This window comes from Microbacterium resistens, from assembly GCF_021172025.1.
GTDB lineage: Bacteria > Actinomycetota > Actinomycetes > Actinomycetales > Microbacteriaceae > Microbacterium > Microbacterium resistens.
In genome coordinates this window covers 2738130-2760873 of record NZ_CP082781.1, presented here as the reverse complement: position 1 = coordinate 2760873, position 22744 = coordinate 2738130, and the positions used below count along the sequence as shown (strand labels likewise).

Here is a 22744-nt window from a genome sequence, read left to right as displayed (position 1 = left end):
GGCTCAGTCGGTGCCGGTGTCGAAGGCCGCGCCCTCCGACGCGGCGTCCACCGCGTCGGCGAGGTCGGCGTCCGCGGCGCTGACCGACCCCTCCACGGCGCCCGCGATCTCCGTCGACTCCCCCGCGGTGACGCGCCCGACGAGCTCGCCCGTGGCGCCGCCGACCAGGCCCAGACCCGCGTACTGCTCCAGGCGGGCGCGCGAGTCGGCGATGTCGAGGTTGCGCATGGTGAGCTGGCCGATGCGGTCGACCGGGCCGAACGCCGCGTCGCCGACCCGCTCCATCGAGAGCTTCTCCGGTCCGTAGGACAGGTTCGGGGAGACGGTGTCGAGGATCGTCCAGTCGTCGCCGCGGCGCAGGCGCAGCGTGACCGTGCCGGAGATGGTGGATCCGACCCAGCGCTGGATCGACTCGCGCAGCATGAGGGACTGCGGCTCCAGCCAGCGGCCCTCGTACATGAGGCGACCCAGGCGCCGTCCCTGCTCGTGATAGGTGGCGAGCGTGTCCTCGTTCAGGATGCCGTTGACCAGGCGCTCGTAGGCGATGAACAGCAGCGCCATGCCCGGGGCCTCGTAGATGCCGCGGGACTTCGCCTCGATGATCCGGTTCTCGATCTGGTCGCTCATGCCCAGGCCGTGCCGGCCGCCGATCGCGTTCGCCTCGCGCACGAGCGCCACCGGGTCGCTGTGCTCGACGCCGTTGATGGCCACGGGGCGGCCGCCCTCGAACGTCACGGTGACGTCCTCAGCCGCGATCGCGACCGACTCGTCCCAGTACCTCACGCCCATGATCGGGTCGACGGTCTCCAGGGACACGTCCAGGTGCTCCAGGGTCTTCGCCTCGTGCGTCGCGCCCCAGATGTTCGCGTCCGTCGAGTAGGCCTTCTCCGCCGAGTCCCGGTAGGGGAACCCGTGGGCGACGAGCCAGTCGCTCATCTCCTGGCGCCCGCCGAGCTCGGTGACGAAGTCCGCGTCCAGCCACGGCTTGTAGATCCGCAGGCGCGGGTTCGCGAGCAGGCCGTAGCGGTAGAACCGCTCGATGTCGTTGCCCTTGTAGGTGGAGCCGTCGCCCCAGATGTCGACGCCGTCCTCCTTCATCGCGCGCACGAGGAGGGTGCCGGTGACGGCCCGTCCGAGCGGCGTGGTGTTGAAGTACGTCTTCCCGCCGGAGCGGATGTGGAACGCGCCGCAGGACAGGGCGACGAAGCCTTCCTCCACGAGGGCGGTCTTGGCGTCGATGAGGCGCGCGGCCTCGGCGCCGTACTCCAGTGCCCGCCCCGGGATCGAGGCGATGTCGTCCTCGTCGTACTGTCCGAGGTCCCCGGTGTAGGTGAAGGGCACCGCGCCCCTGTCGCGCATCCAGGCGACCGCGACGGAGGTGTCGAGTCCTCCGGAGAAGGCGATGCCGACGCGCTCGCCGACGGGAAGGGACTGGAGGACCTTGGACATGCCTCCCAGTCTATCGGCGGCGTGTCGGCGCTCTTGCGACCGGAGGAGTGCGCTCGGTAGGCGGAGAACGGCCGCCTTCCTCCGCAGGAAGCGCACATGTCCGCGTGTGGCGCACTGCGTCTTCCCCGGGGCGTCGGGAGGGGACGACGGGACCGGGTGACGCAGGCTGCCCGATCAGATCAGGCGGACGTCGACGCCCAGCGCTGCGTATGTGGAGAGAGCGCGGCGGTCGCAGGAGAGGAGGGGGATCCCCGCAGCCTTCGCCGCCAGGCCGACGAGCCCGTCGTACACCGATCCGCCGGCGATCCCGGCGCGGACGAGCGTGGCGACGGCGTCCAGGGCGACGGCCTCGGGCAGGGCCGCCGAGGCGGGGAAGGCGCGCTCGATCGCGGTCTGTGCGGCGGCATGGCTCAGGCGCGCCGGGCCGGGGAGCCGGGTCAGGACGGAGTAGGTCTCGAACAGGGCATGACCGGCCAGGCCGAGAACGTCATCGCGGCAGGCGCGCTTGACGTCCGAGTGATGGGGGTGATCCCGGCTCAGCAGCGCGACGGCAGTGCTCGTGTCGACGAGGGCGTCAGCGCTGATCGGCAAGCCGCATCTCCCGGATCATCTCGGTGGTGAGCGGCACGCCGGTCGCGCGGATCACCAGACGTCCGTCGTCGTCCTCCACCAGATCGTCGTGCGTCTCGATCTCGATCCGGATCCCGTTCCCGTCGATGACCATGTCCACCGGACCCGGCACCATTCCCAGCCGTTCACGGATCTGCGCGGGGATCACGATGCGCCCCGCCTTGTCCATGGTCGTCTTCATGCCATAAGGATACCACGACAATGGCAGGCGCGGTGGGCGCGACGGTGCAGACGGGGGCTCAGCCGTCCGCACCGCGGCGGCGGGAGACGGCGATGACGCCCGCGCCGAGGAGCAGGATGGCCGCCGCGATGCCGACGATGTAGCCGGCCACGCCGAGGTACCCGCCCGGCACGAGGTGCGGATCCAGGAACGGGTACGGATACCACCATGGGTTTCCGGTGGCGGGGGCGACGACGAGGTTCGCGCGCAGCAGGGTGTACACGGCCCAGACGATCGGGAAGGCGGCGATCGCGGCGAGGGTCGACCACGGCAGGCGCCGCCGGCCCGGCGCGAACAGCACGTCGAGCAGGAGGACCGCCGGGCCCACGACGTGCAGCACCTCGTTGACCCACGGCTGGGTGACGCCCACCGAGACGCTGCGCAGCAGCACGTTGTAGACGATGCCGGTCGTGATCATGTACGTGGCGACGCAGGCGAGCAGGACGCCCAGCCAGGCCGGCTCGGTGCGGCCGTCGCGGCCGCGTCCCCACAGCCATGCGGCGCCGAGCGCGAAGGCGACCACGGCGGAGACGTTGGACAGGATCGTGAAGTAGCTGAAGAAGTTCGCGATCACGGTGGGGAGGTGCCCGCCGTGCGGCGTCGGGGAGGCGAGCGTGTTCGCGATCGTCGTGGACAACTGCGTCACGATCGCGGCGGTGAGGAGGGCGGCGGTGGCCCCGCGCACCAGGGCCCAGACGGTGGAGGGCGTCGTCGTCCTCGCGTCGGTCCGTGTGCCGGGGGAGGCGGGGGAGGTCACGGGACCCACTTTAGAGGCGGCCGATATTCTCCCGAACGGATTTGTGACGAATTCCGTCTCCGCCCCGTCATAGGTGTGTCGCCGGTTCACGGCGAGGGGCACCGAACGGTGCGGAGGAGAACAGGAGATCGTCATGGCAGAAGTGAATGTGGCCGCGTCGCCCAAGTCTCAGGGACCGGCGAACGCCGCGCAGCCGGCGGGCAAGACCGTCATCGAGCAGGGCGTCGTCGCGAAGATCGTCGGCATCGCCGCCCGCGAGGTGGACGGCGTGCACGCGCTCGGCGGCGGGGCCGCCCGCGTCGTGGGCGCCATCCGCGACGCGCTCAACTCCACGGACCTGGCTCAGGGCGTCAGCGTCGAGGTGGGGGAGAAGCAGGTCGCCGCGGACGTCACGATCGTCGCGGACTACCCCGTGTCGCTCCAGAAGATCGCCGACGGGGTCCGCGCCGCGGTCTCCCGCGCGATCGTCGAGCTCGTGGGCCTGGAGGTCGCCGAGGTCAACGTCACCATCAACGACGTGCACATCCCCTCGGACGACGACGACCAGGCCGAGGAGGCGCGAGTCCAGTGACTCCCACCATGACCGGAGCGGTGGTCGCCGGCGTCCTCGCGCTCTCGTGGATCGCGTTCGGATTCTGGGCCGCCGTCCTGGTCGCGGCCGCGCTGCTGTTGGGCGCGGGGATCGGACGCATGGTCGAGGGCCGGCTGGACCCGCGGGCGCTGATGGACGTGTTCCGCGGGCGGCGGTCGTCGTCATGACCGTCCCCGCCGCGCCCGGTGTCGCGACGGAGGTGCCGGGGCGGGTGACCGTCAGCGCGCAGGCGCTGCGGCACCTCGCCACCGCCCTCGTCGGCGACGCGGCGCACGCGGAGGCGCGGGACATCGGCCTGCGACTCTCGGACGCCGCCGGGGCGCTCGCCGTAGCGGTGGAGGTCCCGCTCGTGCTGTCGCCGCAGGGCGGCACCACGTTCGATGCCAGGGCGCAGGACGTGCGCCGCGGCGTCATGGAGGGGCTGCGCGAGCTCGCGGATCGGCGGGTCGCGCGGGTGGACGTGCGCTTCACGGACGTCCGGAGGATCACGACACGGAGGGCACGATGAGCACGGCCACGACCTATCGGCGGGCGGTGCGCCGGGAGACGCACTCCCCGCGCACCGTCTCCGCCGTCGTGGTGGCGGTCGTGCTGCTCGTCGGCCTCGTCGCCCTCGTGGCCGCGCTGGTCGCGGAGGCGGTGCGGCCGGGGACCGTGGGCGCGCTCGTGGAGCCGCTGCCCGCGGACGCGCTCCGCATCGGGATCCCGGTCGCGGGAGGTGCGATGGCGGTCCTGGGGCTGGCCGCCGTCCTGCTGGCGATCCTCCCCGGACGGCGTGCGCGCCGTTCGCTGCGCGGCGCCCGCCTGGCCGTCGTCGCGGACGACGGCGTGCTCGCGGACGCCGCCGCGGACGCCGTCGCACGACGCTGTGTGCTGCCCCGCGCGCAGGTTCGCGTGGTCGTGGGCCGGCGGGTGGACGTTCACGTCGTCCCCACCAGCGGGGTGCCGATCGACGAGCGCGCCGCCGGACAGGCGGCGCACGACGCTCTGCTGCGCCTCGGCCTCGACCGGGTCGTCCGGGTGCGGGTCGAGCAGAGAGGAGTGATCGCATGAACGCGACGAACCGGTTCGCGAACCGTGTGGTGCTGCTGCTCGGCGGCGCCGTGCTCCTGGTCGCCGGCGTCGTGATCGTCCTGTGGACCGTCCGCCCGCCGTGGGCCGCGGCGGCGACGGCGCAGGCGACGGGCACCGTGGAGGATCTGCTCCGCACGCTGCCCGTCTGGGACGCACCGTTCGGGGGGACGGTGCGGATCCCGGCCGCGGGGGTGATCGTCGGGGGAGCCGCGGTGGTGCTGATCGTGCTGCTGATCGTCTTCCTGACGACCCGCGGCGCGGGCCGGTCGGCCACCGCGGTGGCCGACCGGACCCCGCTCGGGCGGACCGAGGTGGATCGCCGCGTGGCGGACCGCGTGCTCGCCGCGCCGCTCGCCGAGCGCGCGGACGTGCTGGACGCGCACGGCCGCGTGCACCGGGTGCGCGGCGGGGCCGCATACCGCCTCGCCGTCCGGGTGCGCCGCGGCGCGGACCTGGCGGAGGTCGTCGGCGCGGCGGAGCGCGCTGCGCAGGAGTGGGACGCCCTGGCGTCCCGGCCGATGCCGGTGCTGCTGCACCTGGCGGACCGGTCCTGGACCGACGGATGGAGATCGACCGTCCGCGTGCGGTGACGCGCGGGACGACGACGCGCCCCTGCGGCGCGGACACGACGCCCGGCCGGACGGCCGGGGCACGAAAGAGAGGAGAAAGACCCATGAGTGCGAAGGACAGGCTCGAAGCGGCCGCGGACAAGGTGAAGGGCAAGGCCGAGGAGCTGATCGGCAAGGCCACGGGCAACGAGGACCTCGAGGCCCGCGGCAAGGCCGACCAGGCCGAAGGCCACCTCAAGGACGCCGGCCAGGACGTGAAGGACGGCGTCGAGGACGCCGCCCGCAACGTCAAGGACGCCTTCAAGAAGTGACGGGACGGGCGGGGCGGCGTCGGCCGTCCCGCCCGCGAGAGAGGAGAATCATGGGCTTCTTCAGCTTCCTGCTGCTCGGCCTCATCGCCGGCGCGATCGCCAAGCTGATCCTTCCGGGCAAGCAGGCGGGCGGATGGTTCGCCACGCTGCTGCTCGGCGTCGTCGGAGCGATGCTCGGCGGTTGGCTGGGCGGGCTGATCTTCAACGTGGACCTGCAGTCCTTCTTCAGCCTGGCGACCTGGGCGCTGGCGATCGGCGGCTCGCTGATCGTGCTGCTCGTCTACGGTCTGCTGACGGGCCGCCGCAGCAAGGCATGACGGGGATCGCACATATGCGTGCACGCGCGTGGGGACGCGGGTGCACGCTGGGACCGGGGCGGCGCGCACGGCGCATCGCCCCGGTTCCGGCCGGGGGGAGAGGGAAGTGACGGAGGTCGATGACCGCCTGTCGCTGTCCGAGGCCGACGACCGCACGGTCGCCGGCCGGGCGGCGGACGGCGACACCGAGGCCTTCGCGGTGCTCGTGCGGCGCTTCGCGCCGCGCATGCGCGCGTACACCAGGCGCCTGATGGGCAGCACCGCGGACGTGGACGACATCGTGCAGGAGGCGTTCGTCACGGCGTGGCAGCGCATGGACGAGCTCACCGATCCCGGGGCGGTCAAGTCCTGGCTGATGCGGATCGTGAGCCGCCGGGCGATCGACCGGCTGCGGGCGACGCACGCGCACGTCGACATCGACGGGATCGAGACCCCCGCGCCGGCGCACGACTCCCCGGCCCGTGTCGTCGAGACCCGCGCGGAGCTGGACGCGCTGACGGCGGCGCTCGCACAGCTGCCGGAGGCGCAGCGGCGCTGCTGGACGCTGCGCGAGCTCGGCGGGTTCTCCTATGACGAGATCGCCGAGGAGCTCGACGTTCCCGTCTCGACCGTGCGGGGCCTCCTGGCCCGCGCGCGCAAGGACATCATCGTTCGGATGGAGGGATGGAGATGACCATCGACGACGACCGATCCGGACGCCGAGGCATCGCCCTGGACCCGGCCGACCTCGACGGGCACACGTTCGAGGAGCTGGTCGACTACATCGAGTCGGGGCGCACCCCCCGTGACGACGCCATCGAGAGCTCGGCCGGGTGCCGGCTGGCCCTCGACGCACTCGAACGGCTGCACACGCTCGGCGCGGATCTGCTCGAGGCGGACACGGCGCAGGAGCCGCCCGTCGACGAGAACTGGATCCAGCAGGTCATGAGCGGCATCGGGCGCGAGATCCGCGCCGGCCGCCGGATCCCGCTCGACGCGGAGGAGGACGCCGACCTCGCGATCACGGAGGGGGCGGTGCGCGGGCTGATCCGCGACGCGGAGCGCGCGGTGCCGGCGGCTTTGATCGGCCGGTGCCGGCTGGAGGGCGACGTCACCCGGCCGGGGGAGCCGATCCGGGTCGCCGTGGACGTGAGCGTGCGCTACGGCCACCCGATCACGACGACGGCGGGGCTCCTGCGCGCGGAGATCGCGCGCAGACTGGAGGAGCACACCGATCTCGTCATCGCCGACATCGACGTGACGGTGCACGACGTCCGCTGGGAGCCGGGGGAGGGCCACGAGTGAACGACGAGGAGAGGACCGCGCTCGCGGGGAGCGTGGAGAGGGCGCTGGCGGGCGTCCCGGGGGTGGCGGAGGTCCTCCGCCCCGGTGGGGCGCTGTCGACCGCCGTCGACCTGGGCGCCCGGGCGATGGGCATCCGCGAGGCCGACGCGCCGCGGGTGCGGGTGACGGACGCCGACGGCGCCACGCTCGTGGAGGTGTCGATCGGCGTCGCCTCGTCGTCGGCGAAGCGCACGACGAGGGACGCCCATCGCGCGGTCCGCGAGGTCGCCGGCCCCGTGCGCGTGGTGCTGACCGTGGCCCACGTGGACGCGCGCTCGGTCGCCGCGTCATCCCGCGGATCGGGGGATCAGGGGTAGTTCTTCAACGCCTGTTCGAAGGCTTCGACGTCGTCGGCGCTGAGCACCTCGCGGGCGACGACGGTGAGGCTCAGCCCTTCGAGGGGCTCGCCGGTGCGGGCGCTCGTGGCCTCGCGTGAGGCGCGGTAGTCACCGCTGACGTCGTTGGCGAGGTCCGTGATGTCCGCGTAGAACAGCGTCGGCTCGGGGTAGGTGCTCGCGTACCACTCCCAGAGCACCTGATCCTGAGGCGTGTCGCCCCCGTACATCTTGCGGATCACGCCGGGATCCACTCCGGACGCGGGGTCGTTGAAGGCCAGCATGGAGCTGAAGCCGCTGCGGATCAGCTCGTCCTCGACCGTGCGCATGACCTCGAGCTTCGTCGGGTATCCGGTGACCGGCTCGGTCGTCGCCCAGGACGCCGAGGTGTACTGCACGAGCATCGACTCGCCGCCGTAGCCGTTGCGCTCCGGGCGCAGCGTCTCATCGCCCACCGGCACCCACGTGAACCCGAACTCCGCGGACAGGCGCTCGCGCACCCTCGTGAGCGTCTGTTCGGCCTGGGCGCGGACCTCCTCCAGGGACGGCTGGGCCAGAGTCGCCCGGGGATCCACGTCCTTGATCCCCGGATACGCCTCCCAGAGCTTCTGCTCCTCGGTCTTGCGCCCCTCGTAGCCGCCGCCCGCGTCCGCGCTCACGGCGCCCAGCCCGCCCACGGTCCCCAGGTTGAACAGGAGCACGACGGCGAGGCCGATCGCGGAGAGGAGCCGGCCGCGTCGGACGGTGAGGCCGGCGATGACGACTCCGAGGACCAGCAGCTGGAGCACGAGCATCGTCGTGCCGTAGAAGGCGTCGACCGCCCCGGCGGCGAGCAGGGCCAGCAGCACGACGGCGAACAGGACGGCGGCGCCCAGCGCGACCCAGCCCAGAGGGCCGGTGCGCGGGGCCCGGTCCTCGACGGGTGCCGGCCCGGGGCTCCCCGCGCCCGCAACGGCGTCCGCGGCGCCGGCGGGGACGGGTGCCCCGGGCGGCAGGGATCCCGGCGTCGTCAGCCGGCGCGCACCGCGGTACCCGCCGGGCGGCGGGACGGGAGGGGCGCCCTCGGAACGGGAGACGTAGCGGGGCTCGCGGTCTACCATGGCTTCTCCGTCCCGCCGCTGCCGCCGTCGTCGCCCTGGTCCTGCTGGTTCTGCTGCCGCTCGCGCTCGCCCTGCTCGAGCCGGTCCTGGAGGTCGTCCAGATCGGACTGATCCGGCTGCTGCTGCTCGGGCTCCTGCTCCTGCGGCTGATCCGGCTGCCCCTGCTGCTCCTGCTCCTGCTGGCGCTGCTGCTTCTCCTGAAGCCGGTCCGAGAGCTCGTCGAGCGTCTCGCTCATGTCGCGCTCCGGGTCCGACGACTGCTGCTGGGCCTCAGGGCTCCGGCACTCCTCGGGTGTCTCGGCGGTGACGGTCAGGCCACGGCCGTAGAACTCCGCGGCGCCGACCGCGTCCCCCGCCTGGGACGCGGCGTCCCCCCGCCACTCCAGCACGAGCGCGAGGTTCACGCGGATGTCGCAGACCTCGAGGCCGCGCGCGAGGCCGAGTGCCTCCTCGAACTTCGCCTGACCCTCCGGCAGGTCGCCGCCCGCGGCGAGGCCCACCCCCTGGTCGAAGGGCGCCTTGTACGGCTCGAACCAGTTGAGCGGATCCAGGCCCTGGGCGGCGCGCACCGATCCGGCGTTGTCGCCGCCGACGTACGAGGCGATGGACTGGTAGGCGAACGCGTACATGCTGAGGAGCTTGCCCACCAGCAGCAGCGCCGCGAGGACCACCGGCACCGATCCCGCGGCGATCCACCGTCGCGCCGTGCGACGGCGCCGGTTGGCGGCGATCAGCGCCGCGGCCGCGTCCTGCGCGTCGCGCGGGGAGGAGACGGCGGGGTCCGCCGTGGGCGGGCTCTGCAGGTCGGTCATCGCGGCTCCCCTCCTCCGCCGGTGCCCCCGCGGACGGCGAGGCCCCGCATGCGGGTGATCAGCATCGCGGCGCGGGCGAGCTCCACGCACAGCAGCAGGGCGATGACGAGCGCGAGGACCCAGGAGAGGTCCGTGACGTTCCCCGTCGTGCCGCCCTCGCGGTAGGCCGTCGTCGTGGACGGCGCCGGGGGCAGGTCGAGCGCGGGCGCCCCCGCGCGGGGCAGGTAGTCGACGCCGAGCTCGTCGGCGATCGTCCGCAGCGTCGTCTCGTCGATGACGGACAGCGCCGGCTCGCCCTGATAGAGGATGTAGTCGCCCTCGCCGCTGAACGCCCCCGTCGTCTCGCGCATGGGGCCGCCCTCCGCGGTGCCGTAGCCGAGGACGGCGCCCCCGACCACGTCCTTCGCGCTGGCGGAGAAGGACTCCGGGGCGGTGGCGGCGGTCTGCTCGCCGTCGCCCAGGTAGAAGACCATCCGGGCGCGCTCCGGATCGGACTTCGCCGCGCCGCGCAGCGTCTCCGCGAGCAGGGGAGCCGCGATCCCGACCGAGCTGCCGCGGGACTGGCGGGTGACCTCGGGCTGCAGGACGTCCACGGCGGAGACGAGCGCGGAGGTGTCGGTCGTCAGCGGGAGACGCAGCTGCGCGGCGGCGTCGAACGTGATCAGGGCGAACCGCGCGCCGGGGTAGGCCGCGGCGATCGCGCGGACGTCCTCGCGCACCTGGGTCATCCGCGGCTCGTCGTCCTCGCCGTCCTCGGCCACCATGCTCGCCGTCGTGTCGACGAGCACGACGATGTCCGTGTCCGTCGCCAGCGTCCGCACCTCGCCGCCGGGGATGCCGGGACGCAGGAGCAGCAGCCCGCACGCCAGCACGAGGACGAGCCGCAGGGCCCATAGCGCGCGCGAGCCCCCGCGCGCGCTCGCCGCCGGTGCCGTCGCCGCACCGGGGGCCGTCGCCGGCCGCCACAGCATCCATCCCGTGCCGATGAGCATCGGCACGACGAGGAGCACCACGAGGAAGGCGGGGATGACGGGCTGGAGGATCACAGGCGCACCCTCCACAGCAGCACGACGAAGCCGAGCGCGACGACGAGGAGCGCGGCGATCCAGGGCTGCGGGGCGTCGGCGCGCACCACGGTCGCCTCGCCCACGAGGGTCTTGGCCTCCTGCTCCTGGACCTCGTCGATGATCTCCGCGACCGTGGTCGTGTCGCGCAGGCTGAACGCGCGCCCGCCGGTCGCCGCGGCCGCTTCCGCCAGCTCGTCGCTGAGGCCGGAGTCGATCCCGTCGACCGGGTTGATCGTGTAGAGGCGGATGTCCTTGGAGGCGGTGAAGGCCGCAGCCTCGGCCAGGGAGACGATGGGCGATCCGTTGAGCTCGTTGTCCGTGGCGAGGATGATCGAGCGGGCGCGCTCCTCGTCGCCGTGGTCGAAGCGCAGGGCGCAGGAGGCCAGCCCGTCGCCGATGAGGGAGGCGCCGGGACCGTTCATCGTGCCGACCCAGTGCTCGGGCACCGTGTCGGTGTAGTCGAAGCTCCGCGCCATGTCGTCGAGGTGCGTGCGGACGAACTCGTAGTCGTCGGTGAGCGGGAAGACCTGGACCGGGGAGCTGTTGAAGATGGTCAGCCCGATCCGCTCCCCCTCGAAGCCCTCGGCGAGCTCGGAGAAGATCGTCACGACCTCCCGGTCCACCTCGGTCATGGAGCCCGACACGTCCAGGCACAGCATGATGTCCCGGTTCGCGGTCTCCGGCTGGATCGTCCGCGCCTCGGTGGGGCGGGCGGCGACGACTCCGGCCAGCACGGCCGCGAGCACCCCCAGCCCGACCACTCCGGACAACGCCAGCCGGCGCCGCCGGACGGCCTGGGCGAACGAGCCGAGGCCGCGCACCCTCTCGGCGCGGGCCACCGGGGCGCCCGCCGCGGAGGCGTCGTCGCGGCCCCGGCGCCATCCGAGGAGCACCCCGACGACGACGGCGACGACGACCGCGGCCGCCACGGCGAGCAGCATCCACGGCCAGGTCAGCGAGCTCAGTGCCATGTCGTCACCACCCGACGGGCCGCCTCGGCGCCGGCGATCGGGTCCAGCGCGGGTCCCCGCCGGAACACGCTGGGGTAGTAGTGCTGGCGGAGGGCCTCCAGCAGGGCGGGGTGGACGCCCGCGCGCTCCAGGTCCTCCAGCGCCAGCACCGGCGCCTCCAGGCCGCTGTACTCGTTGACAAACGCGCGCACCGCCCGGCTCAGCTCGAGGTTCGCCCGACGCGCGTCCAGCTCGCCGTCGCGGTACCGCTGCTCGATCCGCGCGATGCCGCCGAGGTACTCCTGGCGGAGCACCGCCGACACGTCCACGAACAGCGGGGCGGGCGGTGCCGGGGCGGCGACCGGGGCGGGGCGCCGACGCGGCGCGGTGAGCGCGATCACCAGCCACGCCGCGAGGACGAGCGCCGCGAGGACGCCGAAGGCGAGCAGCATCCACCCGGCGGCGTACTGGGCGGGCGGGTACAGCTCCTCAGGACCGGACATGCGATCTCCGATCCAGCATCCGCAGCAGGTCCGACACCGCGTCGTCCTGGCTCCCGAGCGCGGCGTGCGTGATCTCCAGCCGGTCCAGCGTCCGGTCCCGGTGCCCTCGGGCGGCGGCGTCCTGCGCCGCCAGCTCCGCCGCGATCGCCGCGTCGCCGTGGGCGAAGTCGGGGACGAGCCAGGAGGATCCGACGTCCCGCCGCGGAGCCGTCCCCGGCGCCCGCGCCGGCAACACCGGGTCGGCGTCGTGCAGGGTGATCCACAGCACCTCGTGCTGCACGCGGAGCCGGCGCAGCAGGCGCTCCGTCTCCGCGGTGAGCGGGGCGTCGTCGGTCACCACTACGACGATCATCCGCCGGGTGACGGTGCGCGCGATGTACGAGAGCAGCCCGTCGCGGTCGCCGGGCGCCGCGGCCGAGCGGATCGCCTGGTCCATCGTCCGCAGGGTGTGCTCCAGCGCGGCCTCGCTGCGCCCGATCTCCCGCCGACGGAACCCCCGCGCGTCGCCGTGCACGAGCGTGAAGTCGTCACCGTGGCGCAGCGACAGCAGCCCGAGGACGCCGACGGTGAGGATCGCCAGTTCGCGCTTGGGCCGTTCGTCGTGGGCCAGTGCGGTCATCGCCAGGCCCGTGTCGACGGCGAAGAGCACGGTGTGCATCCGCGTGGCCCGCATCCGCTTGATCATCGGCGCGCCCAGCCGGGCGGTGGCCTTCCAGTCGATGTCGCGGATCTGGTCGCCGTACTCGTAGGTGCGCAGGTCCTCGAAGTCCAGGCTCCGCCCGCGCAGCAGGGACGCGTAGGCGCCGTCGAGCGCGTGCGTCGACTTCCGCGACGAGGTGATGAAGAGCTTCCCCTTCACCGGGGTGAGCAGGCTGGGCATGAGCGGGGCCTCGGGATCGGCGCGGGCGGCGCTACGGGGTCGGCACCGCGCCGAACACGGCGTCGATGACGTCCTCGCTGCGCACGCCCTCGGCCTCCGCCTCGAACGTGAGCAGCACGCGGTGGCGGAGCACGAGGTGGCGCAGGTTCCGGATGTCCTCGGGGATCACGTGGCTGCGGCCGGAGAGGAGCGCGAGGGCGCGGGCGGCCTGGAGGAAGGCGATCGTGCCGCGGGGGCTCGCGCCGTACTTGATGTAGCCGCCCAGGCGCTCGCCGATGTACGGCACGGGGTTCCGCGTCACGTAGACGAGGGACACGATGTAGTTGCGCACGGCGGCGTCGACGTAGATCCGCCGGGAGACGTCCTGCAGCAGCTCGACGTCGGCGAGGGAGATCGCCGTGTGGACGTGCCGTTCGGGGTCGAGCGCGCCGGAGTCGATGCGTGCCAGCACCTCCAGCTCCTCGGCCGGGCTCGGGTACTCGACGATCTCCTTGAGGAGGAACCGGTCCATCTGGGCCTCGGGCAGCTCGTAGGTGCCCTCCTGCTCGATCGGGTTCTGCGTCGCGATCACGAGGAAGGGGCGCGGCACCCGGTGGATCTCCCCGCCGATCGTGGTCTGCCGCTCCTGCATCGCCTCCAGCATGGCGCTCTGCGTCTTGGCGCTGGAGCGGTTGATCTCGTCGAGCAGGACGAAGTTCGCGTGCACCGGGCCGAGGACGGTGCGGAAGGTGCCGCTGGCCGAGTCGTAGATCTGTGTGCCGGTGATGTCGCTGGGGAGCAGGTCGGGTGTGCACTGGATGCGCTTGAAATCGGCCTGCACGGTGTCGGCCAGCGTGCTGGCGGCCGTGGTCTTGGCAAGTCCGGGGACGGACTCGAGGAGGATGTGCCCGCCCGCCATGAGCGCGAGCAGGAGGCTCGTGCGCAGACGCTCCTGGCCGACCATCTTGGCGGAGTACGCGTCCGAGACGGTGCGCAGGATCTCGCGGGCGCGGGCCATCTCGGCGTCGGTCGGGGCGGGCCGGGTCTCGCCGGCCGGGTCGGCGGTGCCCGGGTCGGCGGCTTCCGGTCCGGTGGCCGGCGCCGTCTGCGGGGCCGCGGGGGGTGCGACAGAGGCCGCGGGGGCCGCGGGGGGTGCGACAGAGGCCGCGGGGGCCGCGGCGGGGGCCGGAGGGACCGGCGGCGCCGACGGGGCGGGCGGCGGCGGGGGCGTGTGTCCGGGGCCGCCGGTCGCGTACGGCGGCACGTCGTTCATCTGGTCCACGATGGTGGTCCCCCCTCGTCGTCGGCGTGTGCGCGGGGCGTCCGGCCCGCGGGTGCGGCCGCCGGTCGCCGAGGCACCGTGCCAGCGTAACCGGATGCGCTGGATGTGCGATGGGGAGCACTCCCCACGCGTGTCCGCCCGCCGGCTCCCGGCGCGGACCCTTCCCCCGAATGCCGGTATACCGCTACGTTCGCAGAGACGGACGTTCATCGCATCGGGGGGAACCGGATGGAGCAGGTCACGGAAGTCGAGCACGAACGCGCCCCGAAGGGGCGCCGCCGCCGGGTGCGACCCGGGCTCAGCATCCAGTCCAAACTCCTCGTCATGCTGCTGGGGGTGAGCCTCGTCTCCTCCCTCATCGTCGGCGCCATTGGCTTCGTCAACGGCCGGCAGTCGCTGCACGACTCGGCGGTCGACCAGCTCATCACGATCCGCTCGATGCGGGCGGCGGAGATGACCAATGCGATCGAGGGGATCCGCAGCGGCGCCTCCATGGACTCCCGCAACCTCAGCGCGCAGAGCATGTCGACCGCGCTGAACGACGCGTTCGCGCAGCTGCAGCAGCAGACCATCGCACCGGAGCAGGAGCAGCGGCTCCGCGACTACTACGCGGACCGGTTCATCCCGCAGCTCGAGGAGGCCACCGGAGACGAGTACGGCGAGTCGGCCTTCATCCCCGAATCGACCGCGGGCCGGTACCTGCAGCTGCAGTACACCGTCCGCAACGAGGACTTCGACGCCGACTACGACGAGCTCCTCGACAGCAACGACAGCGGGGACGGCACGGCCTACTCGCAGGCCGCGGACCGGTACGGCGACTACTTCGGCCGTCTCATCCGCGACGCCGGCTACGAGGACGCCCTGCTGCTGAACCTCGACGGCGACGTGGTGTTCTCCGCGTACAAGGGCGTCGACCTCGGCACCAACGTCAACACCGGCCCCTACCGCGACAGCGCCTTCGCCGAGGCGTACCGCTCCGTCATCGCGACCAACTCCGTCGACGCGGTCGAGCTCACGGACTTCGAGCGGTGGATCCCCTCGCTCAACGTGCCGTCGATGTGGGTCCTGTCCCCGGTCGGCAACGCGAGCCGCATCACCGGGGCCATCGCGTTCCAGGTCTCCCTCGACGCGATCAACGACGTCATGACCGGCGGCGAGGACTGGAAGGCGCAGGGGCTCGGGGACACCGGCGAGGTGTACCTCGTCGGGCGCGACGATCTGATGCGGAGCAACTCCCGCAAGCTCATCGAGCACCCGGACACCTACGAGCAGCGGATCATCGACGGCGGAACGCCCCCGACGATCGCCCGGCGGGTGACCGAGGTCGGCGGGACGGTGCTGCTCCAGCCTGTGCGCACCTTCGCCGTCGACGAGGCGCAGGCCGGCCGCAGCGGCACCACCACCGGTCGCGACTACGTCGGCGGGGACAGCGTCACCGCGTACGCGCCGCTGCCCGTCGAGGGGCTGGACTGGGTGGTCATCGCGCGCATCGACGAGGCCGAGGCGTTCGCGCCGGTGGCCGAGTTCACCAGGAACGTGCTGCTGTCCCTGCTCGGGATCCTGCTCGGAGTGTCCCTGCTGTCCCTGCTGCTCGCCCAGGTGTTCACGCGCCCGATCCACCGGCTCGTCGGCGCCGTGCACCGGGTCGCGGAGGGCGATCTCGACGTGCAGGTCCCGCAGGGCTCCCGCGACGAGTTCGGCGATCTCGGCAGCGCGTTCAACGACATGGCCTCGAGCCTGCGGATCAAACAGGACCTGATCGACGAGCAGCGGATCGAGAACGAGAAGCTGCTGCACACCCTGATGCCGGAGAGCGTCGCCGAGCGGTACAAGCAGGGCGACGAGGCGATCACCGAGGCGCACGACAACGTCTCGGTGGTGTTCGGGGAGCTGATCGGCTTCGACGAGCACGCGGAGGGGCTCAGCGCGACCGACGAGATCGCCGAGCTCAACGTGCTGATGCGCGGGTTCGACGAGGCCGCCGAGCGCGCCGGCGTGGAGAAGGTCCGCACTCTCCGCGGCGGCTACCTCGCATCCTCCGGCCTCATCGTCCCTCGGGTGGACAACGTGCGCCGCGCCGTGGAGTTCGCCCGGAGCCTCGTCGAGGTCGTCGAGCGGTTCAACGCGCAGTACGGGGCGGCGATCGCGCTGCGGGTCGGCGTGGACACGGGAACCGTCACCAGCGGTCTCGTGGCGCGCACGAGCCTCGCGTACGACCTGTGGGGCGACGCCGTGAACCTCGCGTACCGCGTGCGGTCGGTGACCGGCGAGCCGGGCATCTACGTCAGCCAGGCGGTGCGCGACCGGACCCAGGAGATGTTCACGTACGAGGAGGCCGGGACCGTGGAGGTCCGCGGCGGGGCCGAGACAGTCTGGAAGGTCGCCTGAGATGGCGGCGGCGTTCCAGGACGGCTGGGCCTGGTGGGTGATCGGGCTCGCGGTCGGCGTTCCGGTGCTGCTGGTCGGGCTCACCGAGCTGCTCGGAGTGCTGCGGCGCCGGCGGCACGCTCTCGCCGGACCCGTGGCGCTGCTGCGCAACGCCGTGCTGCCGGCGGGGGCCCTGTTCGCGCTGCTGGCCTTCGCGATCCGGTCCCCGGCGGATCAGGTCTGGGTGCGGGTCGTGGCGACGGTGTTCGGGTTCCTCCTCATCCTCCTCGTCCTGTCCTCGTTCAACGTCGTGCTGTTCTCCAACGCGGCGGAGGGGTCGTGGCGCAAGCGGATCCCGTCGATCTTCGTCGAGATCGCCCGGCTCGTCCTCGTCGTCGTGGGGCTCGCGATCCTGTTCTCCTGGGTGTGGGACGCGGATGTCGGCGGTCTGTTCGCCGCGCTCGGCGTCGGGTCGATCGTCATCGGCCTCGCGCTGCAGAACGCCGTGGGCGGGGTCATCTCGGGCCTGCTGCTGCTGTTCGAGCAGCCCTTCAAGATCGGCGACTGGCTGGACGCGGCGGGGGTGAAGGGGCGCGTCGTCGAGGTGAACTGGCGGGCCGTGCACATCGACACCGGGTCCGGCATCCAGATCGTACCGAACTCGTCGCTGTCGGGCGCGTCGTTCACCAATCTGAGCGAGCCCGACGGGCCGTACCAGGCGACGGCGTCGGTCGCCTTCACCACGGACGATCCGCCGCACGAGGTCATGGCCCTCCTGGTGGAGGTGGCCGAGGCGCTGCCGGATCGGATCCGCGACGCGCGCGTGGGCGTGGAGTACGCGGGCAAGGGCGCCTTCAGCGTCTCGATCCCGGTCGCCTCGCCGGCCGACGCCGGACGCGCGCTCTCGCTCTATCTCTCGTGGCTCTGGTACGCGGCACGGCGCAGGGGGTTCGCGCTGGACGGCGACGGGAGCGATCCGCTCGCCGAGCCCGCGCTCCTGGAGGCCGCAGTGGAAGATCTCGGGCCGAGGCTGCATCTGCGCGAGCACGATCGCGAGCTGCTGCGGGAGTCGTCGCGGCTCGAGCGCTACGGGGCGGGCGAGGTCGTGATCCCGACGGGCGTCGTCCCGGACCGCGTGCTGCTGGTGGCCGAAGGGCGCGCGACGCTGGCGCTGGACGTGGACGGCGGGTGGATCGAGTTCGCCTCCGCCGAGCCGGGTGAGGTCGTCGGCCACACGGCGCTCACTCGCGAGCGGACCCAGGCCGTGGTGACCGCCGCCGAGGTGCTGACCGTGCTCGCGGTGCCCCTCGCGACGGTGGACGCGCTCGTGCGCTCCAACCCGCGGCTCGCCGTCGACATCGGCGAATCGCTGGAGCTCCTGCGCACCCGGGCGACCGAGGCCCTCGCCGCCGTGGGCCTGACCCGGCGCTCCCTCACCGACCGCTAGCCCCCGCGGGCGTGGTGGTCGTCGCGGCGGAGAACCCCTGTTGGTGCGGAGGCATCCGGGCTGATCCTCCGCCTGGGCGCGTGTCGTCCGCCTGAGCATGCGACCTCCGCCCGGGCGCGGGTTCTCCGCCTGAGCGCGGGTTCTCCGCCTCGGGGAGTGCGGGGTGAAGGGAGGCGGCGGCGGGGCGTCGGAGGGGGCCGGATAGGATGGGGTGGCCCGATCGGGCCAGCTCACGGCCGGTGCAAACCCGGCGAAGCAGCGGCTGCGCGAGCGGCCCGCAAAGGGGGTAACCCATGCCAGGAATCGTGATCGTCGGCGTCCAGTGGGGCGACGAGGGCAAGGGCAAGGCGACGGATCTGCTCGGCGAGCGGACGGACTGGGTCGTCAAGTTCAACGGCGGCAACAACGCCGGGCACACCGTCGTCGTCGGCGACGAGAAGTACGCCCTGCACCTGCTCCCCTCCGGCATCCTCTCCCCGGGCGTGACCCCGGTGATCGGCAACGGCGTGGTGATCGACCTGGAGGTCCTCTTCAGCGAGCTGGAGGCCCTCGGCTCGCGCGGGATCGACGTCTCGCGCCTGAAGATCAGCGCCAACGCGCATATCATCACGCAGTACCACCGGACGCTCGACAAGGTGACCGAGCGCTTCCTCGGCAAGCGCATGATCGGCACCACGGGCCGCGGGATCGGCCCCGCCTACGCCGACAAGATCAACCGCGTCGGCATCCGCGTGCAGGACCTGTTCGACGAGAACATCCTGCGTCAGAAGGTGGACGGCGCCCTCGACCAGAAGAACCACCTGCTCGTCAAGGTCTTCAACCGCCGGGCGATCGCGGCCGAGGAGATCGTGGAGGACCTCCTCTCCTACGCCGAGCGGCTGCGGCCCATGGTCGCCGACACGAGCGCGCTGCTCGACGAGGCGCTCATCCGCGGCGAGGTCGTCGTGTTCGAGGGCGGCCAGGCGACCATGCTCGACGTCGACCACGGCACCTACCCGTTCGTCACCTCCTCGTCGGCCACGGCGGGCGGCGCCTCGACCGGATCGGGGGTGGGCCCCGGGCGCCTCGACCGCATCGTCGGGATCGTCAAGGCCTACACGACCCGCGTCGGCTCGGGGCCGTTCCCGACCGAGCTGTTCGACGAGCAGGGCGACTGGCTGCGCGCCCGCGGCTTCGAGTTCGGCACGACCACCGGTCGCCCCCGTCGCGTCGGCTGGTACGACGCCCCGATCACCCGGTACGCGACCCGCATCAACGGGATCACGGACCTCGTGCTGACGAAGCTGGACATCCTCACGGGCCTGGAGCGGATCCCGGTCTGCGTCGCCTACGACGTGGACGGGGAGCGCTTCGACGACGTGCCGGTCAACCAGACCGACTTCCACCACGCCAAGCCGATCCTGGAGTACTTCCCGGGGTGGACCGAGGACATCTCGTCCGCGCGGACGTTCGAGGACCTGCCGAAGAACGCCCAGGACTACGTGCTCGCGCTGGAGAAGATGAGCAACACCCGGATCTCCGTGATCGGCGTGGGGCCGGAGCGGGACGAGGTCGTCGTCCGTCACGACCTCGTCGACTGACCGGGTCCGCACACGCCGCGCACGACGCGGGAGAGGCGGGCGGTTCGGGTCGGGAACGACGGGACCGGGAGGGTCCTCCCGCGTCCTCTTCCCGGAGAGACGATCGCGGACAGAGACGAAGGGGCGCACATGACGCGGTTCTGGCTCGGCGGCTACGGCGCCGACATGGAGGGATCCGCCGACGGCATCGGGCTGCTGGCGGGCGGCGACGACCACCCGGGACGGGAGCGCGCGCCGATCCGGTCGCTGGGCTACCGCGGCGCCGTCGCGCCCGCGCCGTCGCCGTCCTGGCTGGCCGCCCATCCCTCCCTGGACGTCGTGTACGCGGCGCTGGAGGGCGCGGGCGAGGTCAGAGCCTTCCGGCGGAACGGGGACACCGGGTTGTCCTCGTTCGGCGAGCCGCTGGCGGCGGGGGCGGCCGTGTGCCACCTCGCCGTGTCCCCGCGCGGCGACGCGCTCGTCGCGAGCTGCTACGGCGACGGGCGCGTCGTGCGCTTCGGGCTCGGCCCGGACGGCGCGCTGATCGCGCCCGCGGCGGACCGGGCTCAGCGCGCCGCCGCCGTCCGCGCCGCGCTGCTCGGCGAGGGCCCCGACGCGTCCGCGGACACGGCCCGCCCGGCGGATCCGCACCCGGCCGCGGACCCCTACGCGGCCGACCCCGATCGCCTCGACCCGAACGGCGACCCGCGCGTCACGCACGCGCACGCGGCCGCGTTCCTCCCGGACGGACGGATCGCGACGACGGATCTCGGCTTCGATCTCGTGCGGTTCTGGCGTCCCGGCGCGGACGGGGGCCTCGTCCCGGATCACGAGGTGGTGCTGCCGCGCGGCACCGGCCCGCGCCACATGGTCGTCCACCCGAGCGGCCACCTGCACGTGGTGACCGAGTACTCGTGCGAGGTGTTCACCCTCGCCGCCGGACCGGACGGACGGTGGTCGATCGCGGCGGCGACCACGGCGACGCCGCTCGCGCAGATCGGATCCGACTACCCCGCCGAGCTCGCCCGGTCCCGGGACGGCGCGACGCTCTACACCGCGCTGCGCGGGAGCAACACGATCGCGGCCCTGCGCGTCCGCGGGGACGGCGGCACCGTGGAGCCCCTGGCGCTCGCCGAGTCCGGCGTGGACTGGCCCCGCCACCACCTCGTGCACGAGGGGGCGCTCCTGGTCGCGGGGCAGCGGTCCGACGAGGTGGCGATCCTCGATCTCGACGAGCGCACCGGAGCCCCCGGGCGGGTCCTGCACCGGGCCCCCGCGCCGACCCCGACGGTGATCCTCCCCGTCCGCTGAGTCGCGTCGTCCGCGCTTCGGAACCTGGGATCCGCCGGGAATCGCCCTGTGCCGGCCGCGGTTCTGCAAGGGTGGAGACACCCCGATGACGGAGAGGCGGCAGACGGATGGACGAGTACGACCTGATCGTGCTGGGCGGCGGTCCGGTGGGCGAGAACGTGGCCGACCGCGTCGTGCAGGCGGGCCTCACGGCCGTCATCGTGGAGAGCGAGCTCGTCGGCGGCGAGTGCTCGTACTGGGCGTGCATGCCGTCGAAGGCACTGCTGCGCCCGGCCCAGGCGCTGCGGTCCGCGAAGCGGGTGCAGGGCAGCGCCGAGGCGGTCACCGGCGGCCTGGACGTGCGGGCGGTCCTCGCCCGGCGTAACGGGTTCGCCTCCGACTGGTCCGACGACGGCCAGGTCGGCTGGCTGCGCAGCGCGGGGATCGACCTCGTCCGCGGCCACGGGCGTCTCGTCGGTCGGCGAGAGGTCGAGGTCGCCACGGCGGACGGGGAGCGGCGGACGCTCCGTGCCCGGCACGCGGTCGCGATCAGCACGGGCTCGGACGCGGACGTCCCCGACATCCCGGGTCTGCGCGACGCAGGTCCCTGGACGAGCCGCGAGGCCACGAGCGCCCAGGAGGTGCCGGCGTCGCTCGCCGTGATCGGCGGGGGCGTCGTGGCCGTCGAGATGGCCACCGCGTACGCCGCGCTCGGCTCGGTCGTGACGGTCATCGCCCGGCACGGCCTGCTCGGCGGGATGGAGGCGTTCGCCGGAGAGCGGGTGGCCGAGGGCCTGCGCGAGCTCGGCGTGGACGTGCGCACGGACACCGGGATCGAGCGGGTCGAGCGGCGGGAGGACGCCGTCGTCGTGACGACGGACGCGGGCGAGGTCGTCGCGAGCGAGGTCCTCGTCGCGACGGGGCGACGTGCGCGCACGGCGGACCTGGGCCTGGAGGCCGTCGGGCTGGAGCCGGGGGCGTGGATCCGCACCGACGACACCCTGCGCGTCCCCGGCGTCGACGGACTGTACGCGGTCGGGGACGTGAACGGCCGGGTGCTCCTGACCCACCAGGGCAAGTACCAGGCGCGCGCGGCCGGGGACGCGATCGCCGCCCGCGCGCTCGGGGAGCCGGTGGACGAGCAGCCCTGGGGCCGCCACGTCGCGACGGCCGACGCGGCCGCGGTGCCGCAGGTGGTGTTCTCCGAGCCGGAGGTCGCGGCGGTGGGCCTGACGGAAGCGGCCGCCCGCGAGGCGGGACGACGGGTGCGGGCCGTCGACGTGGAGTTCTCCTCGGTCGCCGGTGCGGGCCTGCACGAGGACGGCTACCGGGGGCGGGCGCGGATGATCGTCGACGAGGACCGCGGGGTGCTGCTCGGCGTCACCATGGCGGGGCCGGACGTCGCCGAGCTCATCCACGCCGCGACGATCGCCGTGGTCGGCGAGGTCCCGCTCGCGCGGCTCTGGCACGCCGTCCCGTCGTATCCGACGATGAGCGAGGTGTGGCTGCGGCTGCTGGAGGCGTACGGGCGGGATTCGGCCTGATCGGCCGATCTCCGCCCCCATGTCGGTGGTGTCCCCTACGCTCGAATTCGACCCAGGAGGAACGAGCATGAGAGCTGTACTCGCAGGGACCGTGATCGCCGAGGCCGACGACGCCGAGACGATCCTCATCGAGGGCAACCACTACTTCCCGCCGTCCGCGGTGCGCGAGGGCGTGCTGGTGGAGAGCCCGACGCCGTACACCTGCCCGTGGAAGGGCGTGTGCCAGTACTACTCGGTCGTGGCCGACGGAGAGACGCACGCCGATCTGGCCTGGTCCTACCCCGAGCCCTACCCCTCCGGGATCGAACGGGTCGGCCGGGACTTCTCCGGCTACGTCGCATTCGCCCCCGGAGTGGAGGTGGAGCGCTCCTCCGGGTGAGGGTCGCG

At 73.0% G+C, this 22744-nt stretch carries 27 protein-coding genes; 16 read left to right on the top strand and 11 right to left on the bottom strand.

Annotated features, from left to right (window positions below; translation table 11 throughout):
* Positions 1-3: 3 nt before the first annotated feature.
* The 4 genes from argG to K8F61_RS13040 all read right to left on the bottom strand — a co-directional run bounded on the left by argG (position 4) and on the right by K8F61_RS13040 (position 3056).
* Complete coding sequence (gene argG, locus K8F61_RS13055) at positions 4-1449, bottom strand: argininosuccinate synthase (protein ID WP_231819424.1); 1446 nt, start codon at positions 1447-1449, stop codon at positions 4-6.
* Positions 1450-1623: 174 nt separating this feature from the next.
* Entirely contained in the window at positions 1624-2040 is a 417-nt protein-coding gene (locus K8F61_RS13050; RefSeq protein WP_231819423.1) for a PIN domain-containing protein, read from the bottom strand.
* Complete coding sequence (locus K8F61_RS13045) at positions 2024-2260, bottom strand: AbrB/MazE/SpoVT family DNA-binding domain-containing protein (protein WP_231819422.1); 237 nt, start codon at positions 2258-2260, stop codon at positions 2024-2026. Before K8F61_RS13045 ends, K8F61_RS13050 begins: the two co-directional genes overlap by 17 nt.
* A gap of 58 nt (positions 2261-2318) precedes the next feature.
* Positions 2319-3056, bottom strand: coding sequence for a Pr6Pr family membrane protein (locus tag K8F61_RS13040; protein WP_231819421.1), 738 nt, complete (start codon positions 3054-3056; stop codon positions 2319-2321).
* Between the two features lie 133 nt (positions 3057-3189).
* On the opposite strand from K8F61_RS13040, the gene K8F61_RS13035 reads away from it, so the two are divergent.
* The 10 genes from K8F61_RS13035 to K8F61_RS12990 all read left to right on the top strand — a co-directional run bounded on the left by K8F61_RS13035 (position 3190) and on the right by K8F61_RS12990 (position 7559).
* Positions 3190-3627: an Asp23/Gls24 family envelope stress response protein gene (locus K8F61_RS13035; RefSeq protein ID WP_084344568.1), complete on the top strand. Its 438-nt coding sequence runs from the start codon at positions 3190-3192 to the stop codon at positions 3625-3627.
* Positions 3628-3635: 8 nt separating this feature from the next.
* Complete coding sequence (locus tag K8F61_RS13030) at positions 3636-3815, top strand: hypothetical protein (protein WP_231819420.1); 180 nt, start codon at positions 3636-3638, stop codon at positions 3813-3815.
* On the top strand, positions 3812-4156 hold the full coding sequence (locus tag K8F61_RS13025; RefSeq protein ID WP_219086012.1) for a hypothetical protein: 345 nt from the start codon (positions 3812-3814) through the stop codon (positions 4154-4156). The genes K8F61_RS13030 and K8F61_RS13025 overlap by 4 nt, the downstream gene beginning before the upstream one ends.
* Positions 4153-4701 (top strand): DNA/RNA endonuclease G, encoded by a 549-nt coding sequence (locus K8F61_RS13020; RefSeq protein WP_231819419.1) that lies wholly within the window; start codon positions 4153-4155, stop codon positions 4699-4701. The genes K8F61_RS13025 and K8F61_RS13020 overlap by 4 nt, the downstream gene beginning before the upstream one ends.
* Entirely contained in the window at positions 4698-5312 is a 615-nt protein-coding gene (locus tag K8F61_RS13015) for a hypothetical protein (RefSeq protein WP_231819418.1), read from the top strand. The genes K8F61_RS13020 and K8F61_RS13015 overlap by 4 nt, the downstream gene beginning before the upstream one ends.
* Positions 5313-5395: 83 nt before the next feature.
* A complete protein-coding gene (locus tag K8F61_RS13010; protein ID WP_067250716.1) occupies positions 5396-5602 on the top strand; it encodes a CsbD family protein in 207 nt (68 codons plus the stop codon).
* A gap of 50 nt (positions 5603-5652) precedes the next feature.
* A complete protein-coding gene (locus K8F61_RS13005; RefSeq protein ID WP_067250713.1) occupies positions 5653-5919 on the top strand; it encodes a GlsB/YeaQ/YmgE family stress response membrane protein in 267 nt (88 codons plus the stop codon).
* Positions 5920-6025: 106 nt separating this feature from the next.
* Complete coding sequence (locus tag K8F61_RS13000) at positions 6026-6592, top strand: RNA polymerase sigma factor (protein ID WP_231819417.1); 567 nt, start codon at positions 6026-6028, stop codon at positions 6590-6592.
* On the top strand, positions 6583-7203 hold the full coding sequence (locus K8F61_RS12995) for an Asp23/Gls24 family envelope stress response protein (RefSeq protein WP_231819416.1): 621 nt from the start codon (positions 6583-6585) through the stop codon (positions 7201-7203). Before K8F61_RS13000 ends, K8F61_RS12995 begins: the two co-directional genes overlap by 10 nt.
* Complete coding sequence (locus tag K8F61_RS12990; protein ID WP_231819415.1) at positions 7200-7559, top strand: hypothetical protein; 360 nt, start codon at positions 7200-7202, stop codon at positions 7557-7559. The genes K8F61_RS12995 and K8F61_RS12990 overlap by 4 nt, the downstream gene beginning before the upstream one ends.
* Here K8F61_RS12990 and K8F61_RS12985 read toward each other — a convergent pair.
* From K8F61_RS12985 to K8F61_RS12955, 7 genes are read right to left on the bottom strand one after another with little or no spacing between them, the layout of a single operon-like run.
* A complete protein-coding gene (locus K8F61_RS12985; RefSeq protein ID WP_231819414.1) occupies positions 7550-8677 on the bottom strand; it encodes a hypothetical protein in 1128 nt (375 codons plus the stop codon). The two genes, K8F61_RS12990 and K8F61_RS12985, sit on opposite strands and share 10 nt — an antisense overlap.
* Positions 8671-9489: a hypothetical protein gene (locus K8F61_RS12980; protein ID WP_231819413.1), complete on the bottom strand. Its 819-nt coding sequence runs from the start codon at positions 9487-9489 to the stop codon at positions 8671-8673. The genes K8F61_RS12985 and K8F61_RS12980 overlap by 7 nt, the downstream gene beginning before the upstream one ends.
* Entirely contained in the window at positions 9486-10535 is a 1050-nt protein-coding gene (locus tag K8F61_RS12975) for a vWA domain-containing protein (RefSeq protein WP_231819412.1), read from the bottom strand. The genes K8F61_RS12980 and K8F61_RS12975 overlap by 4 nt, the downstream gene beginning before the upstream one ends.
* Complete coding sequence (locus tag K8F61_RS12970; RefSeq protein ID WP_231819411.1) at positions 10532-11527, bottom strand: VWA domain-containing protein; 996 nt, start codon at positions 11525-11527, stop codon at positions 10532-10534. Before K8F61_RS12970 ends, K8F61_RS12975 begins: the two co-directional genes overlap by 4 nt.
* On the bottom strand, positions 11518-12009 hold the full coding sequence (locus K8F61_RS12965) for a hypothetical protein (RefSeq protein ID WP_231819410.1): 492 nt from the start codon (positions 12007-12009) through the stop codon (positions 11518-11520). The genes K8F61_RS12970 and K8F61_RS12965 overlap by 10 nt, the downstream gene beginning before the upstream one ends.
* Complete coding sequence (locus K8F61_RS12960; RefSeq protein WP_067250794.1) at positions 11996-12889, bottom strand: DUF58 domain-containing protein; 894 nt, start codon at positions 12887-12889, stop codon at positions 11996-11998. The genes K8F61_RS12965 and K8F61_RS12960 overlap by 14 nt, the downstream gene beginning before the upstream one ends.
* Before the next feature lie 31 nt (positions 12890-12920).
* A complete protein-coding gene (locus tag K8F61_RS12955; protein WP_084344947.1) occupies positions 12921-13886 on the bottom strand; it encodes an AAA family ATPase in 966 nt (321 codons plus the stop codon).
* Between the two features lie 492 nt (positions 13887-14378).
* On the opposite strand from K8F61_RS12955, the gene K8F61_RS12950 reads away from it, so the two are divergent.
* From K8F61_RS12950 to K8F61_RS12925, 6 genes are all read left to right on the top strand, one after another.
* Positions 14379-16538, top strand: coding sequence for an adenylate/guanylate cyclase domain-containing protein (locus K8F61_RS12950; protein ID WP_231819409.1), 2160 nt, complete (start codon positions 14379-14381; stop codon positions 16536-16538).
* Between the two features lies 1 nt (position 16539).
* Complete coding sequence (locus K8F61_RS12945) at positions 16540-17964, top strand: mechanosensitive ion channel domain-containing protein (RefSeq protein ID WP_231819408.1); 1425 nt, start codon at positions 16540-16542, stop codon at positions 17962-17964.
* A gap of 293 nt (positions 17965-18257) precedes the next feature.
* The gene (locus tag K8F61_RS12940) at positions 18258-19544 is read left to right on the top strand and encodes an adenylosuccinate synthase (protein WP_231819407.1); all 1287 of its coding nucleotides are present in this window, start codon (positions 18258-18260) and stop codon (positions 19542-19544) included.
* Between the two features lie 129 nt (positions 19545-19673).
* A complete protein-coding gene (locus K8F61_RS12935; RefSeq protein ID WP_231819406.1) occupies positions 19674-20834 on the top strand; it encodes a lactonase family protein in 1161 nt (386 codons plus the stop codon).
* A gap of 107 nt (positions 20835-20941) precedes the next feature.
* Entirely contained in the window at positions 20942-22357 is a 1416-nt protein-coding gene (locus tag K8F61_RS12930; protein ID WP_231819405.1) for a dihydrolipoyl dehydrogenase family protein, read from the top strand.
* A gap of 67 nt (positions 22358-22424) precedes the next feature.
* Positions 22425-22736, top strand: coding sequence for a DUF427 domain-containing protein (locus K8F61_RS12925; RefSeq protein WP_231819404.1), 312 nt, complete (start codon positions 22425-22427; stop codon positions 22734-22736).
* Positions 22737-22744: the final 8 nt, after the last annotated feature.